This is a genomic window from [Enterobacter] lignolyticus SCF1 (assembly GCF_000164865.1).
In the GTDB taxonomy this organism is placed as follows: domain Bacteria; phylum Pseudomonadota; class Gammaproteobacteria; order Enterobacterales; family Enterobacteriaceae; genus Enterobacter_B; species Enterobacter_B lignolyticus.
Map to the genome: position 1 here is coordinate 2,275,455 of NC_014618.1, position 22,944 is coordinate 2,298,398.

Below are 22,944 nucleotides of genomic sequence, written 5' to 3' on the forward strand. Positions count from 1 at the left end.
GTTAAGAGAAAGGTGAAGCTCGGCAACGCATAATCAAACGCTATGATTTACAGTGTAAAAACTCTCTCTGGTCAGCCTCTATTGTGGTTAACCACATATACGGACGGGGATTGATCTAAAACAAATGCCGAGGTTTCATGTCTGGTATGAATGCGTCATGAAAAACATCATCCTGCTGACGCTCTGTTTACTGCTCTCTCCCGCGCTTGCGGCGGCGCAGTGGACGATCGGCATTCTGGCCCTGCGCGGTGACACTGTCACGCAGACGCAGTGGCAGCCGCTGGTGGACGCGCTCAATCGTGCAGTCCCCGGCGAACATTTTCAGCTGCAGCCGCTCGACCTGGCGGGAATGCGGGAGGCGGTCAACCAGCAGCGCATTCAGTTTGTGCTCACCAATCCGGCGCAGTTTGTGCAGCTCAACAGCAACTATCATCTGCGCTGGCTGGCGTCGCTGCGTGGGGCAAGCGCCGGCGAAGAAACCAGCAAAGCCACCGGCAGCGTAATTCTGGTGCGCCGCGACAGCGCGATTACCGCTGCGCACGATCTTATCGGTACGACGGTCGGCGCGGTGGACCCGCTGGCGTTTGGCGGCTATCTGCTGGGGTTCAAGGCGCTGCATGACGCCGGGCTGCGCCCCGGCGACGATTTTCGCCTGCGCTTTAGCGGATTCCCGGCGGATGCCCTGATTTATCTGCTGCGCGAAGAGGCGATTTCGGCGGCGATCGTGCCGGTATGTCTGCTGGAAAGCATGGATAAAGAGGGGCTGGTGGATAAACGGCGGTTTCGCGCGCTGCTGGCGAAGCCTTCCGCGCAGCCGTGCCTCGTCAGCACGGCGCTGTATCCTGACTGGTCCTTTGGCGCGCTGCCGGGGGTGAACGACGCGGTGGCGGATGCCGTCACGCGGGCGCTGCTCGCCCGTCATGCCGGGGATGCTTACCGCTGGGGCGCGCCGACCTCCACCAGCGAGGTGGAATCGCTGCTGCGCGAGCTGAACCAGCATCCGGAGCAGCAGCGGCTGGGCCTGACGGTCAAAAGCTGGCTGATTCAGCATCAGCTGACGCTGGGTATCCTGCTGGCGGTCCTGCTGCTCGCGCTGGCCAACTACATCTGGGTGATGATTCTGGTCAACCGTCGCGGGCGGGCATTAGAGAAGGCCAACGACGCACTGCGCAGCCAGCAGCAGGCGCTGGAGCAGGCGCGGCGCATGAGCCTGCTGGGGGAGATGGCGTCAGGCTTCGCCCATGAGCTTAACCAGCCGCTGTCGGCGATCCGCATGTATGCGCAGGGCTGCCTGTTGCGCCTGCCTGATAACGGGGAGCCGCAGCCGGTGCGGGAGGCGATAGACCAGATAGAAAAACAGGCCGGGCGCGGCGGCGATATTATTCGCAACCTGCGCCAGTGGGCCAGCGGCGAAAATGGCGCGGATAGCGCGCCGACGACGTGGGTGACGGCGAGCGTTATCGACACGCTGTCGCGCGTCTGGGCGCTGCTGCGGATGACCCAGACCTGCCCTGGCGTATCGCTGAACGTCGACGGCGACCGGGCGCTGACGGTGACTTTACCGCCGGTGCTGCTGGAGCAGGTGCTGGCAAATGTGGTGTTGAACGCCGTGCAGGCCGGAGCAACGTCGCTGTGGGTCACGCTTATCCGCGAGGAGGCGCATCTGACGCTGACCCTTGCGGATAATGCGGGCGGCATTGCGCCTGCGCAGATGGCGGCGATTTTCCAGCCTTTTCGCAGCACGCGCCGGGACGGTATGGGGCTGGGGCTGGTCATAAGCCAGCGTCTGCTGCGCAACGTTAAAGGCGATATTCAGCTGGAAAATCATATAGCGCCGGATGGACGGCAGGGATTACGGGTCACGCTGGCGTTGCCGCGACGGCCGACGGAGGAACAATGATTCACCTGGTGGACGATGACGAGGCGGTGACCGACGCGTGCCGCTTTTTACTGGCCGCAATGGGCTACGAGGTGCAGTGCTGGAACAACAGCGGCGCGTTTCTGGCGCAGGCCGGGCTGCATCAGGAGGGCGTTGCTCTGCTCGATATGCGTATGCCGCCGCCGGACGGGCATGCCATCTTTGCGCACCTGCGCCGTGAGCGCAGCACCCTTGCGGTAGTCTTCCTGACCGGCCATGGCGATGTGGGGATGGCGGTAGAGGAGATGAAGCTGGGCGCGGTGGATTTTCTGCAAAAACCGGTGGCGCAGGAGCCGCTGCGCGCGGCCATCGCGCGGGGCTACCAGCACTCGCGGCAACGGCTGGAAACCGCACAGGTAAGGCAGCGCTACGCGTCGCTGACGGCAAAAGAAAAGCAGGTGGCGGGGCTGGTGGTGAGCGGGTCGATGAACAAGGACATCGCCGATAAGCTCAGTGTTTCCCTGCGCACCGTTGAGGTCCATCGCGCCAGGGTGATGGACAAAATGGCGGCCGCCAGCCTGGCGGTGCTGGTATCCCAGCTGGATAAGCTGCGGGACGACGACGCGCATCCGGCATAGATCAGAATAAATATCCTCCGGCATAGCCGGAGGTTTTTCAAATGCGCCTGTAAGGCTCTGTTACCAGCCGCGCCCTAACAGGCGCATCGCAATCTGACATTTGCATTCATGGATTACTTACGGCCCGTAAACGGGCTGCCCGGATATGGGATCGATAGCTGCTCTCCCATTTTATCCTCTTCAAGCTGGTGCTTTATGTATTCCTGTATCTTCGCCGTGTTCTTGCCCACCGTATCGACGTAGTAACCACGGCACCAGAACTCTCTGTTTCTGTACTTGAATTTCAGATCGCCAAACTGTTCATAGAGCATCAGGCTGCTTTTCCCTTTCAGGTAACCCATGAAGCCCGATACGCTCATCTTTGGCGGGATTTCCAGAAGCATATGGATATGATCTGCACAGCATTCCGCTTCCAGAATTCGCACGTTCTTCCACTCACATAGCTTCCTTAAGATGTTGCCTATCGCTCTGTGTTTCTCCCCATAGAACACCTGCCTTCGGTATTTCGGCGCAAAAACTATGTGATATTTACAGTTCCATCGCGTGTGCGCTAAGCTCTTTTCGTCCCTCATTGGGACCCCCTTTTGATTTCTTGTTGAACGCTTGCAGTTGCCAGACCGCAACCTGTTTTAACAAATCAAAAGGGGTTTTTAGAACCACTCCAAAGCTGAAAGCTTTACTGAACCCCCAGCCTAGCTGGGGGTTTTCTATGCATAACAAAAAAACCGGCGCGAGGCCGGTTTTCGTCGTCAGATTTTGCAGGCGTCGCCGCAGTCATCATCAGCGACAACGGCCTGCGCCTTTTTGTCGGCCTCGTCCAGACGTTCCGCATTGCGCTCTTGCGCTTCTTCCAGTCCGGCAAACACCAGATTCTCGAGATCAATATCCATCAGTCACCTGCGTGGTTTGAAGTGTGGGGTTCGTCACAGTATAGGGGAAAATGACGGCAGGATACAGCGGGCAGGGCGTGGACAATCAGCGTCTATACTGTTGTTCATTGTCTCATCCGGTATCTGGCTTTCGTGACTGTCTGAAAGAGGAGCGGCTATGGACCCCAAGGAACAAAACGCGGAGGCTAACGGGCGGGGCGCTCTGCCGCCGGGTTTCCTGAGCCTGCAGGAGACGAGTTTCTCCGACCCGGATGATGAAGGCCGGCCCGACAGGATGTGCGTCTGCTTTAGCGATATACATTGCACGGACGGCACGGCAGGCAACCAAAGCGGCGAAGCCGTCGTGTGGGAGAGCTTGTTTAATCGAATCAAAGAGGCCTGCGTACAGCACGACATCAAAGAACTGTACCTGATCTTAGGCGGCGACGTGGTGGATATGATCCGCTCTGCGCAATGGACCATCAACGGCGTCTATCCGTGGGAGCGCAGCAGGCCAGAATTCAGCGTGACCCTGAGAAACATCATGCAGGGCATTATCGACAAACATGCAATAAAACCCGGTCACCATGAGCCGGGCGGATTTTTCTATTGGCTGCAGCAGCTGTATGCCGATTTACCGCACTGTCGGTGCAAAGGGAAAACCAGTCAGGTGACCCATATCCAGACGGTCGTTTTGCTCGGGAATCACGACAAGGAAATTTTGGCCGATGCCGAAACGCTGAGGCTGTTTTACACGCGCTGCCTGGGGCAGCAGGTCTACCCGATGTCGGCGGAATACCGCCGCTGGGTGGGCGAAATGTATTTTGCTGATAAGGACCGCTACCGCGATGCGGACGCTATGCCCTGGCTGCCATTTTATTGGGGAGACCGGGGATTCCGGCTGTTTGTCACCCATGGTCAATGGCGGGACGCCGACAACTGTCGGCGTATTCCTCCGCAGGCCGCTAAGGCGAACCGCGGATGGAAAGTCAGCGACGGCTGGCGCCCCATGACATGGCGGTCCCTGAATTATTCGCCGTTCACCGGCCCTTGTTTTGGCGATACTGTTGCCGCTGGCGCATTGTCCGGGTTTATCTATCGCGCAAAGCAAGGGCTACACCAGATTCAGGACCTTACGCCTGAGGAAGCGCAGATTATGCGGCGGCTGGAGAGAATACTCGACGAACTGGATCTCTATCGCCCGACCTGCGCGGCATTCACTCGGGTTATCGAAGAAACCTGGCGCTTGCGAGCGATGGAATCCTCTCCCCAGGGGGCCAGAGAGGCGGTGGAGAAAGCGCTGCGCGATTCGCTCTATCAGTGGCTGTTCTGGGATTTCACGCTGGAAAGCGCCCGGCCGGCCGTGCGAGCCTTACTGAAGGCCGCCAGGCTGCTGGTGCGGCTTTTGCGGCCTTTTGACGTGCGGGTAGAGCTGGGTTTTATGTACTGCCTGATGCGTGTACTGGCGCTGTTGCAGGACGATGCGCCCACTTACCGAGAAATGCGCCGTTTCCCTGCATTCCTGCAAGATTACCGGGATTATGGCTTTCGGCTTCATTGTGAGGGCCATACGCATTTTCCTCTGCAAGAGGAGCTCTATTTCCGCGGGGAGAAAAAGCGCGCGAGCGGTAAAATCTACAGCTACATCAATTTCGGCGCCTGGCGCGATCAAATTGTCACTGCCCTGAAACGAAAATACCGTCGGCGCGGCGTAGGCCGGGCATTGTATGTGCTCGATTTGACGCCGGACAACGGCGGCGCGCCAGATATGCCGCGCAACGAGCGCCGCTTCTCTTGTTGGGTGGAGGATACGCTTTCGTGGAGCGACGACATGGACAGGCTCTGATCGCTGATACCCCGGCGGAGATAAGATGGCGCGTTATTTAATATCGTAACGGGATCCCGCGCTGTATCTGCAGCAGAAGACCGCGTTCGGTAGTGATATAGCCGCCTTTTCTCAGCTCGGCGAGGATCTTCATAATGCTGCTGCGCGACAGAAACGTTCGGGTCTGGATATAGGCCGCCGCCGTGATGTTCTGGCGCAGCTCGGGCGTCTCCTGCATCAGCTCATACAGCTGGGAGCGAATAATGTCATATGAGCTGGCGGCGGTGATGCGCGTGCAGTGATCGTAGACTCTTCCCGCGGTATAGATAAGCAGGTGCGCCAGGCTCTCCCACAGATTTTGCCCGGCGATAATTGCGTTGGCCGTCTTCAGGGGCAGGCTGGCGATGCGTGAACGCTCCAGCGTGCGCATATGAATATTATCGGCGGTGGCGAACTGGTTGCTCAGCCCAAAAGCGAAGGGGGCGGTTTCGGAATTCATCATCAGACCATCATGAGTGCGAAACAGGGCGACAGTCCCTGCAAGGAGTAAATAGCATTTACGAGAATTATCTTTTTCGTAGTTGATAATCTGTCGGTTGTTTGTTTCAAAAATGTTGCATTTAGATTCAAGGTGCGAGATTAAATTTTCTATATGCGGTATAGGTTTATGTGCAAGAGCATCATACATTCTTGTTTGCACGATGTTTTTTACTTCAGGCATAAATATCTCACTTCTACAGGAAAATAAACTATCTATAATTCAGTCTGTTCAATGCCGTGATTATCGACCATTTATTCTCAAACAGTGAGCACAACAAGCGGTGTAAAATTACACCGAAAAATCACTTGAGATTATGTGTGTATTCATATGAAAATTCATTTCAGTAGAAACAATACTGCATAAGCTGCAGGTGTATTATGCGTAGTATTGTTATTACGCCGAGTTTCTGATGATGAAGCGAAAACCCTCCATAAGTAAATACGATTAAATAATACTTATCGTGTCGACTGCCTGTGGGGGAATAAGAACTAAGGAAATGGTATGATAAATAATAATATGATTACGGCTACTATTGTGGCCAGTGCGGTGCTGTGCCTGACAACTGCGAATGCCGCCGACGGAACGATTAATTTCACCGGTGAGATTATCGATCAGGCATGCGCGGTGGATATTGGCAGCAATAACACGATGTCGGTTGATATGGGCCGCATTGCCCGTACCTCTTTTCAGAGCGCCGGCGATGAATCTGACTCGACGAAATTCACCATCAAACTGATTAACTGCCCGGCGACGGTGACGTCGGCGAAGGTTAAGTTCGATGGCGCGAACGACCAGAACAATAGCGATCTGCTGGCCATCACCCAGGGCGCCAGCTCGGCCGACGGCGTGGCGATTAAGCTGATGACGGCGGATAAAACGCTGCTGGGTCTCAACCAGGTCAATAGCTACAGCTACCCGCTGGTGAGCGCCGCTGACAACAATCTCGATTTCTACGCGGCCTATAAATCTACCCAGACCGCCGTTACCGCCGGTCTGGCGAATTCGGTAGCCAGCTTTACGGTCAATTACAACTAAGCCGTGGGCCGGGCAGCAGAACGGGGCCGCCGCCCGGCCCCTTGACCAGGAGGATGCAATGAAGGTTTTTTCCGGCGCGACAGCAGGCGCGCTGCTGATTCTCGCGACGCTCTCTGCGGCTCGCGCTGGCGTGATTATTGGCGGTACGCGCGTAATTTATGAAGGTGATAAAAAGGAGGCGGCCTTAAGCATCAGCAACCCGGACACGCTGCCTTATCTTATTCAGTCGTGGATCGAAACGCCTGAGCCTGGAGGACGTAAAGCGCCGTTTATTATTACGCCGCCGCTCTACCGGCTGGATAAAGGCCAGCAGAATGTCATGCGTATAGTAAAAACCGGGCAGCTGCCCGAGGATAAAGAATCATTATTCTGGCTGAGCATTAAGTCTATTCCTTCGGTGGCGCCACGCGATAATACGCTGCAAATAGCGGTGAAAACACGCATTAAGCTTATTTACCGTCCGCAGACGCTGCGTAATACCGGGCCGGAAGAGCAGGCTGGTCTGCTGAAATGGCAGCGTGTCGGTAATCGCCTGCAGGTTATGAACCCTTCAGCTTATTATATTAACTTCAGCGAAATACGCGTGTCGGGGAAAAAACTGGACGATGTCACCTTTGTGGCCCCGCGGTCTTCGGCTTCCTTTTTATTACCGCCGGGAATATCGCCTGGCAGCCTGAATTTTAAAATCATCAATGACTATGGCGGAATAGGGGACGCGCATGACGCCAGGTTGTAGATAAAGCAGCAGCCGCGATAGCGAACCAACAATAATAGCGGCTATCGACATGGAGTTTACAGTGAATGAGAGCATTGAAGCGAACCGCCCGTTTTCGCCAGTCCAGGCTTGCCCTGGGTATTGCCCTGGCCATATCGCCGCCGATCCCAGAGGCCGAAGGTCGGGATTTCTTTAACCCTGCATTACTGGAGCTGGATAATCCGGCGATGAAAGGGGCCGATCTCTCCGCTTTTGAACGCGGCGCGCAGGCGCCGGGAATTTACCACGTCGATATCATCATTGATGAACAGCTGGTGGATACACGGGATATCGCCTTTTACGTCGTTAAGGACGACGCCGGAGAGCCGCAGCTGGCGCCCTGCTTATCCGTCGCGCTGCTGCAAAGCTATGGCGTCAAAACCGCGCAGTTTCCCGGGCTCAGCGTCGCCGGAGACTGCGCGAATTTTGCGGCTATCCCCCAGGCCTCAGCGACGTTTTTGTTTAATACGCAAAAGCTGCGCCTCAGTATCCCCCAGGCCGCGCTGTCGCCTGCCGCCAGGGGCTATGTTTCGCCTGAGCTCTGGGATGAAGGCATTAACGCCGCGATGCTCAACTACATGCTGAGCGGCGCCAGCAGCTGGGGGCGCGGCGATGGGGGCAACAGCAACGGCCAGTACGCCAACCTGCGGCCAGGCATTAATGTCGGCCCCTGGCGTCTGCGCAACTACACGACCTGGAACCGCGACAGCCGCGGCCAGGACAGCTGGGATACCGTCTATACCTACGTCCAGCGCAATATTATTCCGCTGAAGGCGCAGCTGACGCTCGGCGACAGCTCCGCGCCCGCCGATGTGTTCGACAGTATGCCGTTTCGCGGCGGCCAGCTGGCCTCCGACGACAATATGCTGCCGGAATCGATGAAAGGTTACGCCCCGGTGGTTCGCGGTATCGCCCGCACGCATGCTCAGGTGGTTATCCGGCAAAACGGCTACACCATCTACGAGCGCTACGTGGCTCCCGGCGCCTTTGAAATCAACGATATGTACTCTACCGGCGGTTCAGGCGATCTGGACGTCACCATCAAAGAGGCGGACGGCAGCGAGCAGAACTTTACCGTCCCCTATGCGTCGTTGCCAGTGCTGCAGCGCGAAGGGCGGCTGAAATACGCGGTGACCGGCGGGCAGTACCGTTCTTACGACGGCCGCGTGGACAAGACGCCCTTCGGGCAGATGACGGGCATCTTCGGGCTGCCTGGCGGATTTACCCTGTACGGCGGTGTTCAGGAATCCGCGAAATACCGGGCGGTCGCCGTCGGCGGCGGTAAAAACCTCGGGGACGTGGGGGCTATCTCCACGGATATCACCGAAGCCTGGTCGCATCCCGAGGGGCAGGCGACGCAGTCAGGGCAGTCATGGCGCGTACGCTACAGCAAAAATATCGTGGAAACCGGCACTCATTTCGCCATCGCCGGCTATCGCTACGCCACTCGCGGCTACTACGGCATGCAGGAAGTGCTCGACTCCTGGGGAGACAGCTCCGCGCTGAACGCGCAGCGGCGCAACCGCATGGAGCTGACGCTAAGCCAGTCGCTGGGCGCGCGGATGGGATCGCTGATGATGAGCACGGTAAGGGAGGATTACTGGCAGGGCGGCGGCCCGGCCTCGTCGATCGGCGCCAGCTACAGCAATTCGTGGGAAGGCGTCAGCGGCGGCATCAGCTGGACATGGAGTAAAAACGGCGGCGGCGCCGGTGTGAACAGCGGTCCGACGCAGGAGGCCGAACAGCTGATCTCCGTCACCGTCAGCATTCCTCTGCAGCGCTTTCTGAGCAACAGCTGGGCGAGCTATGCGCTGAACGCCGGCCGCGGCGGCGCCACACAGACGCTGGGGCTCAATGGGATGGCGCTGGACGGCAGCGCCCTGAACTGGAGCGTGCAGCAAGGGTACGGTAGCGACGGCGTCGGCTATACCGGCAGCGCTAATGTCGACTACCGGGGTACCTATGCGCAAGCCAGCGGCGGATACAGCTACGACAGGCGCAGCGAGCGGCTGAACTACGGTCTGGCGGGCGGCATCCTCGCCCATGCGGACGGCGTGACGCTGTCGCAGCCGCTCGGTGAAACTAACGTTCTGGTGAAAGCGCCGGGCGCCGCCGGGGTTGGCGTGAACAATCAAAACGGCGTGAAAACCGATTTTCGCGGCTACACCGTAACCAGCAACGTCTCGCCGTACCGTAAGAACGATATCGGCCTGAATGCCGCAACCCTTGCCGATGACGTCGAGCTGGATCTGACCAACAAAACGGTCGTCCCGACCCGCGGAGCGGTGGTGCGCGCCAGCTATAGCGCCAGCGTCGGCCTGCGGGCGCTGCTGACCCTGGAGCAGACGAATCGCCAGCCGGTACCGTTCGGCGCGCTGGTCAGCGCGCCCGGCGGCGAAGGACGCAGCGCCATCGTCGATGAAGGGGGGCAGGTGTATTTATCTGGGCTGGCCGCGCAGGGCCAACTGAACGTGGTCTGGGGAAATGCGGGCGGCCAGCGGTGCCAGGTGCGGTACGCGCTCGACAGCGCGGCGGTCGTCAACGGGATTTCTCTGGCGAACTACTCCTGCCGCTGACGTTTCGCGATGTCAGCTCACTGAATGAGAGTGTTATATGCTTAATTTTACGCAATATCTGTGCCTGCTTTTAGGCGTTATTTCGCTGGGCTGCCGGGCGGTCACCTGCAATATTGTCACGGCAAAATTTAATACCGTCGGCTTTGGCGTCGTCAGCGTCCAGCGCGATACGCCCGTGGGGGCGACCCTCGCTACCACTGTATCGCCGGGCTATGCGCAGGTGCAAACGATCTCCAGCACCGGTGAGGTGTGCCCGGGAAATTACGCCATGGTTTATTCAGGAGGCGTGGAGTCCTCAATGAGCGGCGTTTTCCAGACCAACCTGGACGGCGTGGGCATTAAGGTTTCGGGGATGCCGGGCGATTTTACCCTGCCAGTCTACGTGTCTTCGGGGGGCATTTATAACCTGGGCTATTACACCGTCTCGCTGGTGAAAACCGGGCGCATGACCTCGGGAATATTAGCGCCAGGCCTGATTGCCCAGGCATGGTTCGGAAGCCCAGGCAGCTACTTCACCCAGATATCGCTGGATGCGAATTCCCAAATCAACGTGCTGAGCTGTTCGCTATCGGCCCAGGCGATGAATTTTGATCTCGGTAGCGTCAGCGCCTCTGAGTTTGGCGCGGCGGCGGGCTATATCCCCGCGCGCTCGGATACGCAGAGCCTGGGGCTGAACTGCGACCCGAACGCCAACATCAATATCGAGCTGAAAGGCGTGCAGAATCCGGACGTCAGCGGCAACGCCAGCGTACTGGCGCTTACGGGCCAGGGATCGCAAAACGTCGCCGGTGGGGTAGGCGTTCAGCTGGTGTATAACAACACGCCGTTGCTGCTCAATACCCGGATTGTCCTTAAGCGCTCGCCGGGCGGTATGGAGAGCTTCCCGCTGGTTGCCCGCTATTACCAGACCCGGGATGTCGTGACGGCAGGCCAGGCGAACGCCACGGCGACGCTGGATATTACCTACCAGTAAGGCGGAGCGAAGGATGAAACGACAATTATGCTGCCTGCTTACCGGAGCCGCGCTGCTGTACGGCGAGGCAGTAGCCGGGGACCCTGTCGCCGTCAGCATCAATGGAAAAGTGGTGGCGGCGCCCTGCCAGGTTAGCAGCGATAGCGTGGCGAAAACCGTGCCGCTCACCGGCGCCCAAGGCGTTCGCGCCTCCTCCCTGTCGACGCCCGGCTCGGCAACCGACTGGGTGCCCTTTGACGTCACGATTGAACGTTGTCCTGTCGGAACGGCGACCACCACGATGCTTTTCGCCGGCGACGCCGACAGCGCGGGGCCGGACGATCGCTATCGCAATACCGGCAGCGCCGGAAATATCGCTGTGCAGCTGCAGAGCGCCGAGGGCGCGCCGCTGGGCAATAACAAAACCCTGAGCGGCGCTATCGCTAACCGCGGCTATGTCTACCACCTGCGGGCGCGGGCCTACAGCGCGCAGGGCGGAGTGACGCCAGGGACGATTAACAGCGTGGTTACGGTCACGTTTTCATGGCAGTAAAAAGACGGGCGATGCGCGCCCCGACTCATTATGTTCGCAGGTGCGGTCATGCTGAAGGTGATTATTAACGATGACGATCGTTTGTTTCGTCAGGGCCTCTTTTTGCTGCTACAGACGCTTTTCCCTGACCAAAAGGTGACGATGCGGCCTGACGTTAATACGGCGACGGTCGCCGGGGCTGATATTATTGTGCTGACGTTGCGTAGCGGCGAGGCGCTTATTTGCCACCCGGAATTATTCCATCGCAAACATAGCCTCATTATGGGTCTGGAAGAGCGGGCTGCGCCTGACGCCGGCGCCCCATTACCGCTGTGCTTAAGCGATATTCTCTTTATTCATCGCCAGGAATCGACGGCTGACGTCAGCCGGAAAATAAGCCATCGCTGGTCCCTGATACAGGGAGAAATACCGGCAAGGGCGCGGGAGATGCCGCGTCAGCGATTGCTTAACTGCTATGGCTGCCCGCACCGATGGCTGTCGCAGCAGCAGCACCGCATTGCGGCGTTGCTTTATCGCGGCGCTTCTGTGGATGCGATAGCCCGCGAGCTCGGCGTCAGCGATAAAACCGTCTGCGCCCATAAGCATCTCATCATGAGCAAGTTCAATTTACGCAGCAATTTTGAGCTGCTGTCGTTTCTGCGTCTGCTGCAGGCGCGGCTTACAGGGGCTTGCCGCTGAGCTTATTCAGGATCTCCGCTGGCTTAACGCTACCCAGAATCACCTGCGGCGGGTTATCCAGCACGATCATCGTCGGCGTAAGCGTAATCCCCAGACGTTCGGCCAGCGCGGACTGCTTGACTATCTCTGCAGAACAGCTTGCGCTGGCGTTATTGCCCGGCAGAAATCCGGCCATCGCGTTCTGCAGGCTTTTTTTCCGGTCCGCCGAGCACCATACGCGGGCCATATCCTCAATCACGGAATCGCGAATCGACGGCGGGGCGACGGTCAGGAACGACATGGTCAGCCCGGCGTCATTGTAGCGCTGGACGTTTTTGACGACCTGCGAGCAGAAGGTGCACTGGTTATCGATAAACACGATCACTTTGTGCTTTTCATGGGCCGCCGGGTAGGTCACGGGCGTCAGCCCTGGCAGCGTGCGGTTGATATCCTTGAATGCGTCGGCGGCGGTAACGTCAACGTTTGCCGCAGCGGCGGCGGAAAAAACGTTAAAACTCATCGCCCATACTAGCGGCAGGGCAATCAGCGGAGCAACTTTCACGGAATACCTCGTTTCTCAATGCGTAGGGTCATCAACAGGGTTTCGGATGGTGCATATTACATCATCGGCAAGGCGGGGGCTGACTTTAAAGGATCCTGACGCTTTGAAGAAAGGAGACCTTTTTGTACAGCCCACGCGTAGCCGCAAAGCGAGGGGCGGCTTTGCGGCTACGACGAAAAGGCCGAAATATCCTGCGGTTTGGCAAACAGATATCCCTGAAAGGCGCAGCAGCCAGCCTCTTTGAGATAGTCAAACTGCGCGGTGGTTTCAACCCCTTCGGCGACCACCTGCAGATCCAGCGCCTTGGCGAGAGTGAGCATCGCGCTGACAATCCCCTGGTCTTTTTTGCTGTGCGCAATATCGCTGATAAACGTGCGATCGATTTTAATCCGCGTGATGGGCAGATTGCGCAGGTAGTTCATCGACGAGTAGCCGGTGCCGAAATCGTCCAGCGCGATGCCGACGCCGTGCGCCATCAGCCGACGAATACCCTCCTGCAGCGGGCTGCCCTGCGCATTGAGGAAGATGTTTTCCGTCACTTCGAGAATCAGCTTGTGCGGCGGAATGCGGGTGCGCGTAAGGATATTGAGCACGTCGTCAAAAAACGAGGGCGCGTTAAACTGCAGCGCGCTGACGTTAACGCTCAGCGTCCACGCCGCTTTTTCCGCATCCTGCGTCCAGGCGGCGAGCTGCTTACAGCCGGTTTCCAGCGCCCACATACCGATGCTGCCAATCAGCCCCGCGCGCTCCGCCAGCGGGATAAACTGCGCCGGAGAAATCAGTCCGTGCTCGGGGGAGCGCCAGCGCGACAGGGCCTCCATGCCGAGAATATTCTGCTGCCGGTCGACAATGGGCTGGTACTGCATAAACATCTCGCCGCGATCCAGCGCGCTGCGAAGCGAGATTTCCAGCGCGATGTTTTTGCGAATGGCTTCGTGCTGCGCCCGATCCGTTTCGTAGAACACCAGCTGGTTTTTACCGTTGTTTTTGGCCTGGTACAGCGCCTGGTCGACCTGCACCAGCAGCTCATCCATGGTGATGTGGTTGCCAAAAAATATGCGTCCGCCGATGCTGCCTGAAATCGACAGCCGGCTCTGTTTGCGGGAGGGGCTGTGCGCCGAGTCGGGCAAAAAGTAGGGCGCCGCCATCGCTTTCAGGATGCGCTTACCGATTTTGGCCGCATTTTCAATGGCCGTGTCGGCGTTATCGCCGAGATCGGTGAGGATCATTAAAAACTCATCGCCGCCCATACGGGCGACGGTATCGCGCTTACGGGTGCACTCCGTTAAGCGCCGCGCCAGTTCGATCAGCAGCTTGTCGCCGTGTCCGTGGCCGAAGTGATCGTTAAATCCTTTAAAACCATCCAGATCGATGGACATCAGGGCGCAGAACTGCCCGCTCAGCGCGGAGTCACGCTGCGCTTCCAGAAAACGTTCGGCAAACATCCGGCGGTTATATAAACCGGTCAGGTCGTCCTGACGGCTCAGGCGCTGGGCTTCCTGCTCGACGTGCTTGAGTTTGGTGATATCGGCGCGAATGGCGATATATTTGTCCGGTCTGCCGTTATCGCCGAGAAACGGAACGATCGTGCTGTAGACCCAGTATATCGAACCGTCTTTCGCGCGATTGCACACTTCGCCCTGCCAGATGCGCCCGTGGGCGATCGTATTCCAGAATTCTTTAAAAAAGCGGGGCGGGTGGTAACCGGAGTTGATCAGCTTATGCGTATTGCCGCAAAGCTCGTCGCGCGAATATTGCGAGATCTCACAAAAGCGATCGTTGACCTGGATAATCACCCCCTTCTGGTTGGTGATGGCCACGATGGCATGAGCATTCAGCGCGGAAATGTAATCCGCAATTTCTTTTTCTGTAGCGTTCAACGGAGAAGTGCCTTTGAGTGCCAGAGAACAGGCTATTGTCGGGTTTCAATTCAGTGTCGGAAGATCGTAATACGATAGCATGCGCGACAGTGTAATAATGCAAATATCTGGTCTATTTTTATACACATTTGTATTTGCTACGTAAATGTGAAATTTATTATTGCTATAATGTTAATAGTTGAGTTTAACATAAGTTTTTTAGATAACAAACTGATAATGAACCGCTTTAGCATGGCCAGAACCATCGCATCTGGCGGAGATTATAAATGCTGAATTATTCCGGATTGCTGAGCAATATGCCGGTGAATGGCGGGCTGAATACATCGGAAAAACGGTTGTGTCTTATTTTCCGGTAGACCGTTAAATATTCCTGGCGGGTGTTCCAATTACGGGGCGTTCGGCGGCCATAACGATTTCCTCACCCCTGGACAGTCGCGAACGACCCGTTTTGCTACCGGTTCCTGCCAGCAAAATACCGGCTGGCGATGCCGCAGGGCACACGGAGAGGTGCGGCCAGATCATTAATCATTTCTACAGCGCCGTAAAAGACGGTATCATTGCGCTACGAGTCATCCCAAAAAGCAAACTTAATTAGTAATCAATATGATAATCAAACCAAAAATCCGTGGATTCATCTGTACGACAACGCATCCCACTGGCTGCAAGGCCAATGTGAACAGACAAATCGACTATGTGAAGAAAAACGGGCAGATGGCTAAAGGTCCTGCCCGGGTGCTGGTTATTGGCGCCTCTACCGGTTACGGGCTTGCTTCGCGCATCTCTGCGGCGTTTGGCAGCGGCGCGGCGACTATCGGCGTGTTTTTTGAAAAACCGGGCATCGAGTCTAAGCCGGGCTCCGCGGGCTGGTATAACTCAGCCGCGTTTGACGAAGCCGCCAAAAAGGAAGGGCTGTATTCTAAAAGCATTAACGGTGACGCGTTCTCCGACGAATGCCGCGATGAGGTGATTAAACTCATCAAAGAAGACCTCGGTCAGATTGATTTAGTGGTTTACTCGCTGGCCTCTCCGGTACGCAAGATGCCGAAAACCGGTGAAATCGTCCGCTCTGCGCTGAAGCCTATCGGCGAGGTTTACACCTCAAAAGCGATTGATACCAACAAGGATCAAATCACGACCGCCAGCATTGAGCCGGCGACCGAAGAAGAAGTGCAGAACACCGTTACCGTCATGGGCGGCGAAGACTGGGAGCTGTGGATCGACGCGCTGAGCAAAGCCAACGTGCTGGCAGACGGCGTTAAAACCGTGGCCTACTCCTACATCGGTACCGACCTGACGTGGCCTATCTACTGGCACGGCGCGCTGGGCAAAGCGAAAGAAGACCTCGACCGCGCGGCAAGCGCACTGCGTGGCCAGCTGGCGCCGCTGCACGGCTCGGCAAACGTTGCGGTGCTGAAATCCGTGGTGACCCAGGCCTCTTCGGCTATCCCGGTGATGCCGCTGTATATCTCTATGGTCTTCAAGCTGATGAAAGAGCAGGGGATTCACGAAGGGTGCATCGAGCAAATTAACCGCCTGATGACCACCAGCCTGTACGGCGAGAAAAATGCGCTTGATGACAACCAGCGTATCCGTATGGACGACTGGGAGCTGCGTGAAGATATCCAGCAGGCGTGCCGCGACCTGTGGCCGCTGATCACCACCGAAAACCTGGCCCAGGAAACCGACTATGCCGGTTACAAGCAGGAGTTCCTGAACCTGTTTGGCTTCGGCTTTGCGGAAGTGGATTACGATGCTGACGTGAACCCGGAAGTGGAGTTCGACGTCGTTACGCTGTAATCCGGCGTTCAGACTGAAAGTGAAAAGGGGCGAAAGCCCCTTTTTTTGATCCACGAATGGTGATGCCATGTATCCGATCAGTTTGGCGTCGTCTGTCGCTGCGGTTCACCGGCACTTTTATTGAGCATTCGGGTTGCCAGCACGCCGGACATCATCGAGCCATTGACGTTCAGCGCAGTTCTCGCCATATCGACGACGGGTTCAATGGCAATGAAGATACCGACCAGCGCGACCGGGAAATTGAGCGTCGACAGGACGATCAGCGCGGCAAACGTACCGCCGCCGCCAACACCGGCGACGCCGATAGAGCCGAGCGCGATAGCGGGCAGCATCGCGGCCAGAAACGAAATGGACAGCGGATCGATGCCTAACGTCGGGGCAATCATCGCCACCATCACTGCCGGATAAATACCGGCGCAGCCGTTTTGCCCCATGCTGGAGCCAAATGATGCGGAAATACTGGCAATGGTATTGGGCACGCCGAATCTTTCCTGAGCGGAGATAGCCAGCGGTATGGCGGCCGCGCTGCTGCGGGAGACAAAGGCAAACGTCAGCACCGGCCACACGGTTTTGTAGTACTGCACCGGGTTGTGCCCGCTAAGCGCAAGCAATAGCGCGTGTACAATAAACATCATTAGCACGGCAAGATAGCAGGCGCCGATAAAACCAAGCAGGCTGGCGAATTGCTCGATTTGATAGGATGAGAAGACTTTCGCCATGAGCGCCATGACCCCATAGGGGGTGAGGGCGATAACAATACGCACCATCTTCATGACCCACACCTGCGTGGCGTTAATCGCCGCGCTTAATTTCGCGCCTTCTTCCGGCGCATCTTTTTTAACTTTCAGCAGCGCGATGCCGGCCAGCAATGTGAAAATCACGATGCCGATGACGGAAACGCTGCGCGCGCCGGTCAGGTCAAGAAAGAGGTTGGTCGGGATTAGCGACGTAAGCAGCTGCGGCAAGGATACGCTGGCGGTTTTAGTGACATCATCCGCGGTCAGGGTGGACTGCATATGTCCAAATGCGCTGGCATCAAGCCCAAGCGCCTGCGTCGTCAGCAACCCGACGAAACCAGCCGTCATCACCAGAAATAACATACAGCCAACGATCGTGAGCGACATTTTGCCGATACCGGCGCTGTTTTCGAGTTTATTAATAGCTGAAAGGATAGAAATAAAGATAAGCGGAATAGCAACAAGTTTCAGTAAATTCACATAACCGTTACCAATAATACTGTACCAGTCAATCACCGTCTTACTGCTGTCTGCGTGGATAAGATGCAGGGATAACCCGATTACTGCGCCAATAAAGATGGCAATAAAAACACTTTTAGAGAGAGAAGCGCTTTTTTGGTCGATTCTGAATATTCCCCATGAACAGACCAGAAACAGCACGATATAGGCGAGCGTAATGAACATAGTGTAAGCCTCTTGCCCCATTCAGCACCTGAAATGCCGGAAAGAGTTTAGTTTTTAGTCAGTAAATCTGTAATTTTTCTCAATTACAGGACCGTGGGGATTATAAGGACAGGCAGGATAGATGACCACATATTCAGTATGTATTTTTCATATTATCGATGAGCGTATTACGTATCGTTATGGGGAAGTGAAAAATACACAGGCGGATAAAAACAAAGACAAAGTAAATACAGACTACATTAGCAGCGTGCAGAGTAAGTAAGAAGGATAGGTGTTTGAGATAAAGAGAAGAGAACGAGCACCAGATCACGAAACTGTGAAATGGTGCGTCCGAGTGGACTCGAACCACCGACCCCCACCATGTCAAGGTGGTGCTCTAACCAACTGAGCTACGGACGCAGAATGGTGCGTTTAATTGGACTCGAACCAACGACCCCCACCATGTCAAGGTGGTGCTCTAACCAACTGAGCTATAAACGCAATGGTGCGTTCAATTGGACTCGAACCAACGACCCCCACCATGTCAAGGTGGTGCTCTAACCAACTGAGCTATGAACGCAACGTTGTGGTGACAACGGGGACGAATATTAGCGGCAGCCACGGGGCGTGGCAAGAGGGAAATGTCACTTTTCTTCCGTATTTCACGCGATTGAACGACTATTGCGCAAGTTTTCCCTTATTGCACGATGAACCTGTCTGTTCTTTGAGCAGCGGCCCGGTCCGGATGCCGGAAGTCGCCGGCGCGAGGGGAAATATCGCACCGCTATTGGTTAAATACCGTTATCCGTCAAGGGGTTGTCCTGATGGAGCAAAAGAGGAAGTTAATATAAAATGTACCTGTAGGTTTTAGCCATACACCGGCCGGGTGAGGTCATGCCGCCGAAAATGCACCATACAGGGGTTATCGATGAAGAACAAAGAAAGAAAAGCGCGCGGCCTGCCCTACCATTATGACGATCCGGAGATCATTGATGAGCAGAAGGCGTACGTCGAAAGGCTGTACGATTTTAATGCCACGCGCCCCTGCGAGCAGGAAAAGCGGCAAACGCTGCTTAAGGCGATGTTTGCGGAAATAGGGGAAGGCTGCCAGGTCGAACCGCCGGTGCGCTCCAACTGGGGCTGCCGGAACGTGCATCTGGGCCGCGGGGTGTTTTGTAATACCAATCTCACTTTTATCGATGATGCCGGGATCTACATCGGTGATAACACGATGATCGCGCCGAACGTGGTGATCACCACCGCAGGCCATCCCATACTGCCCATATTGCGCGAACATAACTATGTCTACGCGTTTGCGGTACATATTGGCAAAAACGTCTGGATCGGTTCTGGCGTACAAATCCTGCCGGGCGTCACTATCGGCGACAATTCAGTGATTGGTGCCGGAAGCGTCGTGACCAGGGATATCCCGGCAAACGCGGTGGCGTTTGGCGTTCCCTGTCGGGTGGTGCGGGAGATTGGCGAGCAGGATAAGCAGTTTTACTTTAAAGATAAGCCGCTGGACGTCCAGGAGTAACCGCGCGAGGCGATTAGAAGGCCGCCGTGGAAGGCGGCGGCCTGTGGATTAGCGGGCGGCGCGCTGCAGGATCCGTGTTGACGGCTGGCGCTGCAGAAAGCGCATGCGCAGCATCATCAGGATTGCGGCCGAGGTCAGTCCGATAATAAAGCCCATCCAGAACCCGGCAGGGCCCATCCGCGGCACGACCATATCAGTCAGCGCCAGGATATAGCCGCTCGGCAGGCCCAGCACCCAGTACGCGGTGAAGGTAATAAAGAAAATAGAACGCGTATCTTTATATCCGCGCAGAATACCGCTGCCGATAACCTGGATGGAGTCGGAAATCTGGTAAATCGCCGCCAGCAGCATCAGCTGTGCGGCCAGGGTGACGACCTCCGGGTTATCGTTGTACAGCAGGGCGATATGTTCGCGCAGCGAGACGGTGAAAATCGCCGTCATGACTGCCATACATACCCCCACGCCAAGCCCGGTCCAGGCCGCGGTCTGCGCGTCCAGCGTCGATCCCTGGCCGAGACGAAACCCCACGCGGATCGTCACGGCGGCGGCAAGCGACATCGGCAGAACGAACATCAGCGAGCTGAAGTTAAGCGCTATCTGGTGCCCGGCGACGTTGACAATCCCCAGCGGCGAGACGAGCAGGGCCACCACGGCGAACAGCGTCACCTCGAAAAACAGCGCCAGCGCGATCGGCAGACCGAGCTGGATCAGGCGCTTGAGCACCGAAAGGTCCGGCTTCTCCGTCAGCGCGTCGCTGTGGATGTCGCGCATAGAGCGGGCGCGCTTCACGTACGACAGCATGGCGATAAACATTACCCAGTAGACCGACGCGGTGGCCACGCCGCAGCCCACGCCGCCCAGCTCCGGCATGCCGAAATGGCCGTAAATAAAGATGTAGTTCACCGGAATGTTGACCAGCAGGCCGAGAAAGCCCATCACCATCCCCGGTTTGGTTTTGGCGAGCCCTTCGCACTGGTTACGGGCGACCTGGAAGAACAGGTAGCCCGGCGCGCCCCACAGCAGCGCGCGCAGATAGCCGACGGCTTTATCCGCAAGCAGCGGGTCGATATTGTGCATCGCGCGGATGATATGTCCGGCGTTCCACAGTACGATCATAATAAGTACGGACACCGCCCCAGCCAGCCAGAACCCCTGGCGCACCTGGTGGGCGATACGGTCGCGTCGGCCTGAGCCATTCAGCTGCGCAATGACCGGCGTCAGCGCCAGCAGCAGCCCGTGGCCGAAAAGAATAGCCGGAAGCCAGATAGAGGTGCCGATAGCGACCGCCGCCATGTCGGTGGCGCTATAGCCACCGGCCATGACGGTATCGACAAACCCCATGGCGGTTTGGGCGACCTGCGCAAAGATCACCGGAATTGCCAGTGCGAGCAACTGACGCGCTTCAATGACGTACTTCTGCACGTGAACACCTACTGTATTGTTGTTATTTGAGAGACTAAAAAAGCCGCCGTTACTGGCAGCAAGAAGAAGAACAGGGGAAATTTCGAATATATTGTAGCGAGGTTTTACTATTTAACCAGTCAAAAAAATAGCAGTGGGCCCTGGCTGGCTGGCAACCCATGGTGCCACCTGTTATTGTGCGGTGTATCTGACGCGGTAATGCTATCGCGATCGCAGCCTACAGGAGTTAAGTGTATGTTTACTGGAATCGTTCAGGGCGTGGCGAAAGTCGTGTCCATTGATGAGAAACCCAATTTCCGTACTCATGTCGTGGAAATGCCGGATGACATGCTGGATGGAATCGAAACGGGCGCATCGGTGGCGCACAACGGCTGTTGTCTGACGGTGACGGAGATTAACGGCAATCGCATCAGCTTTGATCTGATGAAAGAGACGCTGCGGATAACCAACCTTGGCGAGCTGACCGAGGGCGATGTCGTGAACGTTGAGCGCGCGGCGCGGTTCAGTGATGAAATTGGCGGTCATCTGATGTCCGGTCACATCATGACCACCGCGGAGGTGGCGAAAATTCTGACGTCGGAAAACAATCGCCAGATCTGGTTTAAGGTCCAGGATCCGACGCTGATGAAGTACATCCTCTATAAGGGATTCATCGGCGTGGACGGTATCAGCCTGACCGTTGGCGAAGTGACGCCAACCCGCTTCTGCGTGCATCTGATCCCTGAGACCCTGCAGCGCACCACGCTTGGCAAGAAAAAGCTCGGTGAGAAGGTGAATATCGAGATCGATCCGCAGACCCAGGCCGTGGTCGATACCGTGGAGCGCGTGCTGGCGGCAAAAGAAGCGGCGGCGGTACCGCGCAGCAGCGCCGACGAATAGCCGCGCGGGCAGAAAAAAGAAACCCCGGAATTCCGGGGTTTTGTTTTTTTAGCGCGCGATGCGCAGGCCGCCGTCCGCTCCACGGGAAAATACCACCTGCCAGAGCTGAATATCACGGGCGCGAAACGCGCCGGCGCAGGCGTTCAGATAGTAGGTGAACATGCGTTTGAAGCGTTCGGAGTAGTTGTCGGCTATCTCCGGCCAGCTCGCGAGGAAGCGGTGGTGCCAGGCCATCAGCGTGGTGTCGTAGTCTGCGCCGAAGTTATGCCAGTCTTCCATCACAAAGTGCGGCTCGCTGGCATTGGCTATCTGCCGTACCGAAGGCAGGCAGCCGTTCGGGAAAATGTACTTGTTGATCCACGGGTCAACGTTGTTATCGGTCCTTTTAGAACCAATAGTGTGCAGCAGGAAAAGCCCGTCCGGCTTCAGATTACGGTCAACCACGTTGAAATAGGTGGCGTAATTTTTCGGACCAACGTGTTCGAACATGCCGACGGAAACCACGCGGTCGAACTGATCGTTCAGGTCGCGGTAGTCCTGTAGCAAAATATTGACGTCCAGACCTTCGCATCGCGCCTGCGCCAGCTTTTGCTGTTCCGCCGAAATGGTGACGCCGACGACGCTGACGTTGTAATTTTTCGCCATATACCAGGCCAGACCACCCCAACCGCAGCCGATATCCAGCACGCGCATGCCGGGCTTAAGCTGAAGTTTCTGACAAATCAGGTCCAGTTTAGCAACCTGTGCCTGCTCAAGGCTTTCGGCCTCTTTCCAGTAGGCACAGGAATACTGCATGAACGGGTCGAGCATGCGGCTGAACAGATCGTTACCGAGATCGTAATGTTCTTTGCCGACAATCCACGCGCGTTTTTTACTTTGCAGATTTAGCAGACGGGCGCTGGCGATACGCAGCGTGTCTTTGAAATGGCGGGGGAGCTGGTTTTCGAGTCCGGCGCGCAACACCTTATTGAAAAAGATGTCGAGCCGGTCGCACTCCCACCAGCCGTCCATGTAGCTTTCGCCTAATCCCAGCGAGCCTTCCTGCAGCACGCGCTTAAAAAAACCGGGATTAGTGACTTTGATATCAAAGGGCGCAGCCCCATTAATGCCAATCCCTGCTCGGCCCAGCAGTTCGCTGACGATACGAAACCAATCATCATTTGGCACGCTTACTTCTTCTATACACGATGTGCTCATAGCTTCTCCATC

Annotated in this window: 20 protein-coding genes and 3 tRNA genes; 12 read left to right on the plus strand and 11 right to left on the minus strand. The window is 56.6% G+C overall.

Going from position 1 to position 22,944, the window contains the following annotated elements; all coding sequences use genetic code 11:
- Positions 1-157: 157 nt before the first annotated feature.
- Positions 158-1,900: a tetrathionate respiration histidine kinase TtrS gene (gene ttrS / locus ENTCL_RS10725; RefSeq protein WP_013366139.1), complete on the plus strand. Its 1,743-nt coding sequence runs from the start codon at positions 158-160 to the stop codon at positions 1,898-1,900.
- Positions 1,897-2,496: a tetrathionate respiration response regulator TtrR gene (gene ttrR / locus ENTCL_RS10730; protein ID WP_013366140.1), complete on the plus strand. Its 600-nt coding sequence runs from the start codon at positions 1,897-1,899 to the stop codon at positions 2,494-2,496. The genes ttrS and ttrR overlap by 4 nt, the downstream gene beginning before the upstream one ends.
- Positions 2,497-2,609: 113 nt before the next feature.
- On the opposite strand, the gene tnpA is transcribed toward ttrR, so the two are convergent.
- On the minus strand, positions 2,610-3,068 hold the full coding sequence (gene tnpA / locus ENTCL_RS10735; protein ID WP_013366141.1) for an IS200/IS605 family transposase: 459 nt from the start codon (positions 3,066-3,068) through the stop codon (positions 2,610-2,612).
- Positions 3,069-3,245: 177 nt separating this feature from the next.
- Positions 3,246-3,386 carry a hypothetical protein gene (locus ENTCL_RS23670; RefSeq protein WP_013366142.1) on the minus strand — a complete coding sequence of 47 codons (141 nt, stop codon included), beginning with the start codon at positions 3,384-3,386 and terminating at the stop codon, positions 3,246-3,248.
- 157 nt (positions 3,387-3,543) lie between these two features.
- Between ENTCL_RS23670 and ENTCL_RS10740 the strand changes: the two genes are divergently transcribed.
- Positions 3,544-5,211 carry a metallophosphoesterase gene (locus ENTCL_RS10740; protein WP_013366143.1) on the plus strand — a complete coding sequence of 556 codons (1,668 nt, stop codon included), beginning with the start codon at positions 3,544-3,546 and terminating at the stop codon, positions 5,209-5,211.
- A gap of 37 nt (positions 5,212-5,248) precedes the next feature.
- Here ENTCL_RS10740 and ENTCL_RS10745 read toward each other — a convergent pair whose 3' ends face one another.
- On the minus strand, positions 5,249-5,911 hold the full coding sequence (locus ENTCL_RS10745; protein ID WP_013366144.1) for a winged helix-turn-helix transcriptional regulator: 663 nt from the start codon (positions 5,909-5,911) through the stop codon (positions 5,249-5,251).
- A gap of 321 nt (positions 5,912-6,232) precedes the next feature.
- On the opposite strand from ENTCL_RS10745, the gene ENTCL_RS10750 reads away from it, so the two are divergent.
- The 6 genes from ENTCL_RS10750 to ENTCL_RS10775 all read left to right on the plus strand — a co-directional run bounded on the left by ENTCL_RS10750 (position 6,233) and on the right by ENTCL_RS10775 (position 12,279).
- Entirely contained in the window at positions 6,233-6,766 is a 534-nt protein-coding gene (locus ENTCL_RS10750) for a fimbrial protein (protein ID WP_013366145.1), read from the plus strand.
- Positions 6,767-6,824: 58 nt separating this feature from the next.
- Positions 6,825-7,502 (plus strand): fimbrial biogenesis chaperone, encoded by a 678-nt coding sequence (locus ENTCL_RS10755; protein WP_013366146.1) that lies wholly within the window; start codon positions 6,825-6,827, stop codon positions 7,500-7,502.
- Positions 7,503-7,567: 65 nt separating this feature from the next.
- A complete protein-coding gene (locus tag ENTCL_RS10760; RefSeq protein WP_013366147.1) occupies positions 7,568-10,096 on the plus strand; it encodes a fimbria/pilus outer membrane usher protein in 2,529 nt (842 codons plus the stop codon).
- Positions 10,097-10,133: 37 nt separating this feature from the next.
- Complete coding sequence (locus ENTCL_RS10765) at positions 10,134-11,069, plus strand: fimbrial protein (RefSeq protein WP_013366148.1); 936 nt, start codon at positions 10,134-10,136, stop codon at positions 11,067-11,069.
- A 13-nt stretch (positions 11,070-11,082) separates the two neighbouring features.
- Positions 11,083-11,601, plus strand: coding sequence for a fimbrial protein (locus ENTCL_RS10770; protein ID WP_013366149.1), 519 nt, complete (start codon positions 11,083-11,085; stop codon positions 11,599-11,601).
- A 48-nt stretch (positions 11,602-11,649) separates the two neighbouring features.
- Positions 11,650-12,279 carry a helix-turn-helix transcriptional regulator gene (locus ENTCL_RS10775; RefSeq protein ID WP_013366150.1) on the plus strand — a complete coding sequence of 210 codons (630 nt, stop codon included), beginning with the start codon at positions 11,650-11,652 and terminating at the stop codon, positions 12,277-12,279.
- On the opposite strand, the gene ENTCL_RS10780 is transcribed toward ENTCL_RS10775, so the two are convergent.
- Positions 12,260-12,820, minus strand: a complete 561-nt coding sequence (locus ENTCL_RS10780) for a thioredoxin fold domain-containing protein (RefSeq protein WP_013366151.1) — start codon at positions 12,818-12,820, stop codon at positions 12,260-12,262. The genes ENTCL_RS10775 and ENTCL_RS10780 overlap by 20 nt on opposite strands.
- 167 nt (positions 12,821-12,987) lie before the next feature.
- Positions 12,988-14,700, minus strand: coding sequence for a putative bifunctional diguanylate cyclase/phosphodiesterase (locus ENTCL_RS10785; RefSeq protein WP_013366152.1), 1,713 nt, complete (start codon positions 14,698-14,700; stop codon positions 12,988-12,990).
- Positions 14,701-15,303: 603 nt separating this feature from the next.
- Here ENTCL_RS10785 and fabV point away from each other — a divergent pair.
- Positions 15,304-16,497, plus strand: a complete 1,194-nt coding sequence (fabV, locus tag ENTCL_RS10790) for an enoyl-ACP reductase FabV (RefSeq protein ID WP_013366153.1) — start codon at positions 15,304-15,306, stop codon at positions 16,495-16,497.
- Positions 16,498-16,574: 77 nt separating this feature from the next.
- Here the strand turns inward: fabV and ENTCL_RS10795 are convergent, their stop codons facing one another.
- The 4 genes from ENTCL_RS10795 to ENTCL_RS10810 all read right to left on the minus strand — a co-directional run bounded on the left by ENTCL_RS10795 (position 16,575) and on the right by ENTCL_RS10810 (position 18,477).
- Entirely contained in the window at positions 16,575-17,918 is a 1,344-nt protein-coding gene (locus ENTCL_RS10795) for a cation:dicarboxylate symporter family transporter (RefSeq protein WP_013366154.1), read from the minus strand.
- A gap of 322 nt (positions 17,919-18,240) precedes the next feature.
- Positions 18,241-18,317: transfer RNA gene (locus ENTCL_RS10800), tRNA-Val, on the minus strand.
- 4 nt (positions 18,318-18,321) lie between these two features.
- Positions 18,322-18,398 (minus strand) — tRNA-Val (locus tag ENTCL_RS10805).
- A 2-nt stretch (positions 18,399-18,400) separates the two neighbouring features.
- Positions 18,401-18,477: transfer RNA gene (locus tag ENTCL_RS10810), tRNA-Val, on the minus strand.
- A gap of 348 nt (positions 18,478-18,825) precedes the next feature.
- Between ENTCL_RS10810 and ENTCL_RS10815 the strand changes: the two genes are divergently transcribed.
- Positions 18,826-19,434, plus strand: coding sequence for a sugar O-acetyltransferase (locus ENTCL_RS10815; RefSeq protein WP_013366156.1), 609 nt, complete (start codon positions 18,826-18,828; stop codon positions 19,432-19,434).
- Between the two features lie 48 nt (positions 19,435-19,482).
- Here the strand turns inward: ENTCL_RS10815 and mdtK are convergent, their stop codons facing one another.
- The gene (gene mdtK, locus ENTCL_RS10820) at positions 19,483-20,856 is read right to left on the minus strand and encodes an MdtK family multidrug efflux MATE transporter (protein ID WP_013366157.1); all 1,374 of its coding nucleotides are present in this window, start codon (positions 20,854-20,856) and stop codon (positions 19,483-19,485) included.
- A 234-nt stretch (positions 20,857-21,090) separates the two neighbouring features.
- On the opposite strand from mdtK, the gene ENTCL_RS10825 reads away from it, so the two are divergent.
- Positions 21,091-21,735, plus strand: coding sequence for a riboflavin synthase (locus tag ENTCL_RS10825; protein ID WP_013366158.1), 645 nt, complete (start codon positions 21,091-21,093; stop codon positions 21,733-21,735).
- 48 nt (positions 21,736-21,783) lie between these two features.
- Here ENTCL_RS10825 and cfa read toward each other — a convergent pair whose 3' ends face one another.
- Positions 21,784-22,932: a cyclopropane fatty acyl phospholipid synthase gene (gene cfa, locus ENTCL_RS10830; RefSeq protein WP_013366159.1), complete on the minus strand. Its 1,149-nt coding sequence runs from the start codon at positions 22,930-22,932 to the stop codon at positions 21,784-21,786.
- Positions 22,933-22,944 lie beyond the last annotated feature (12 nt).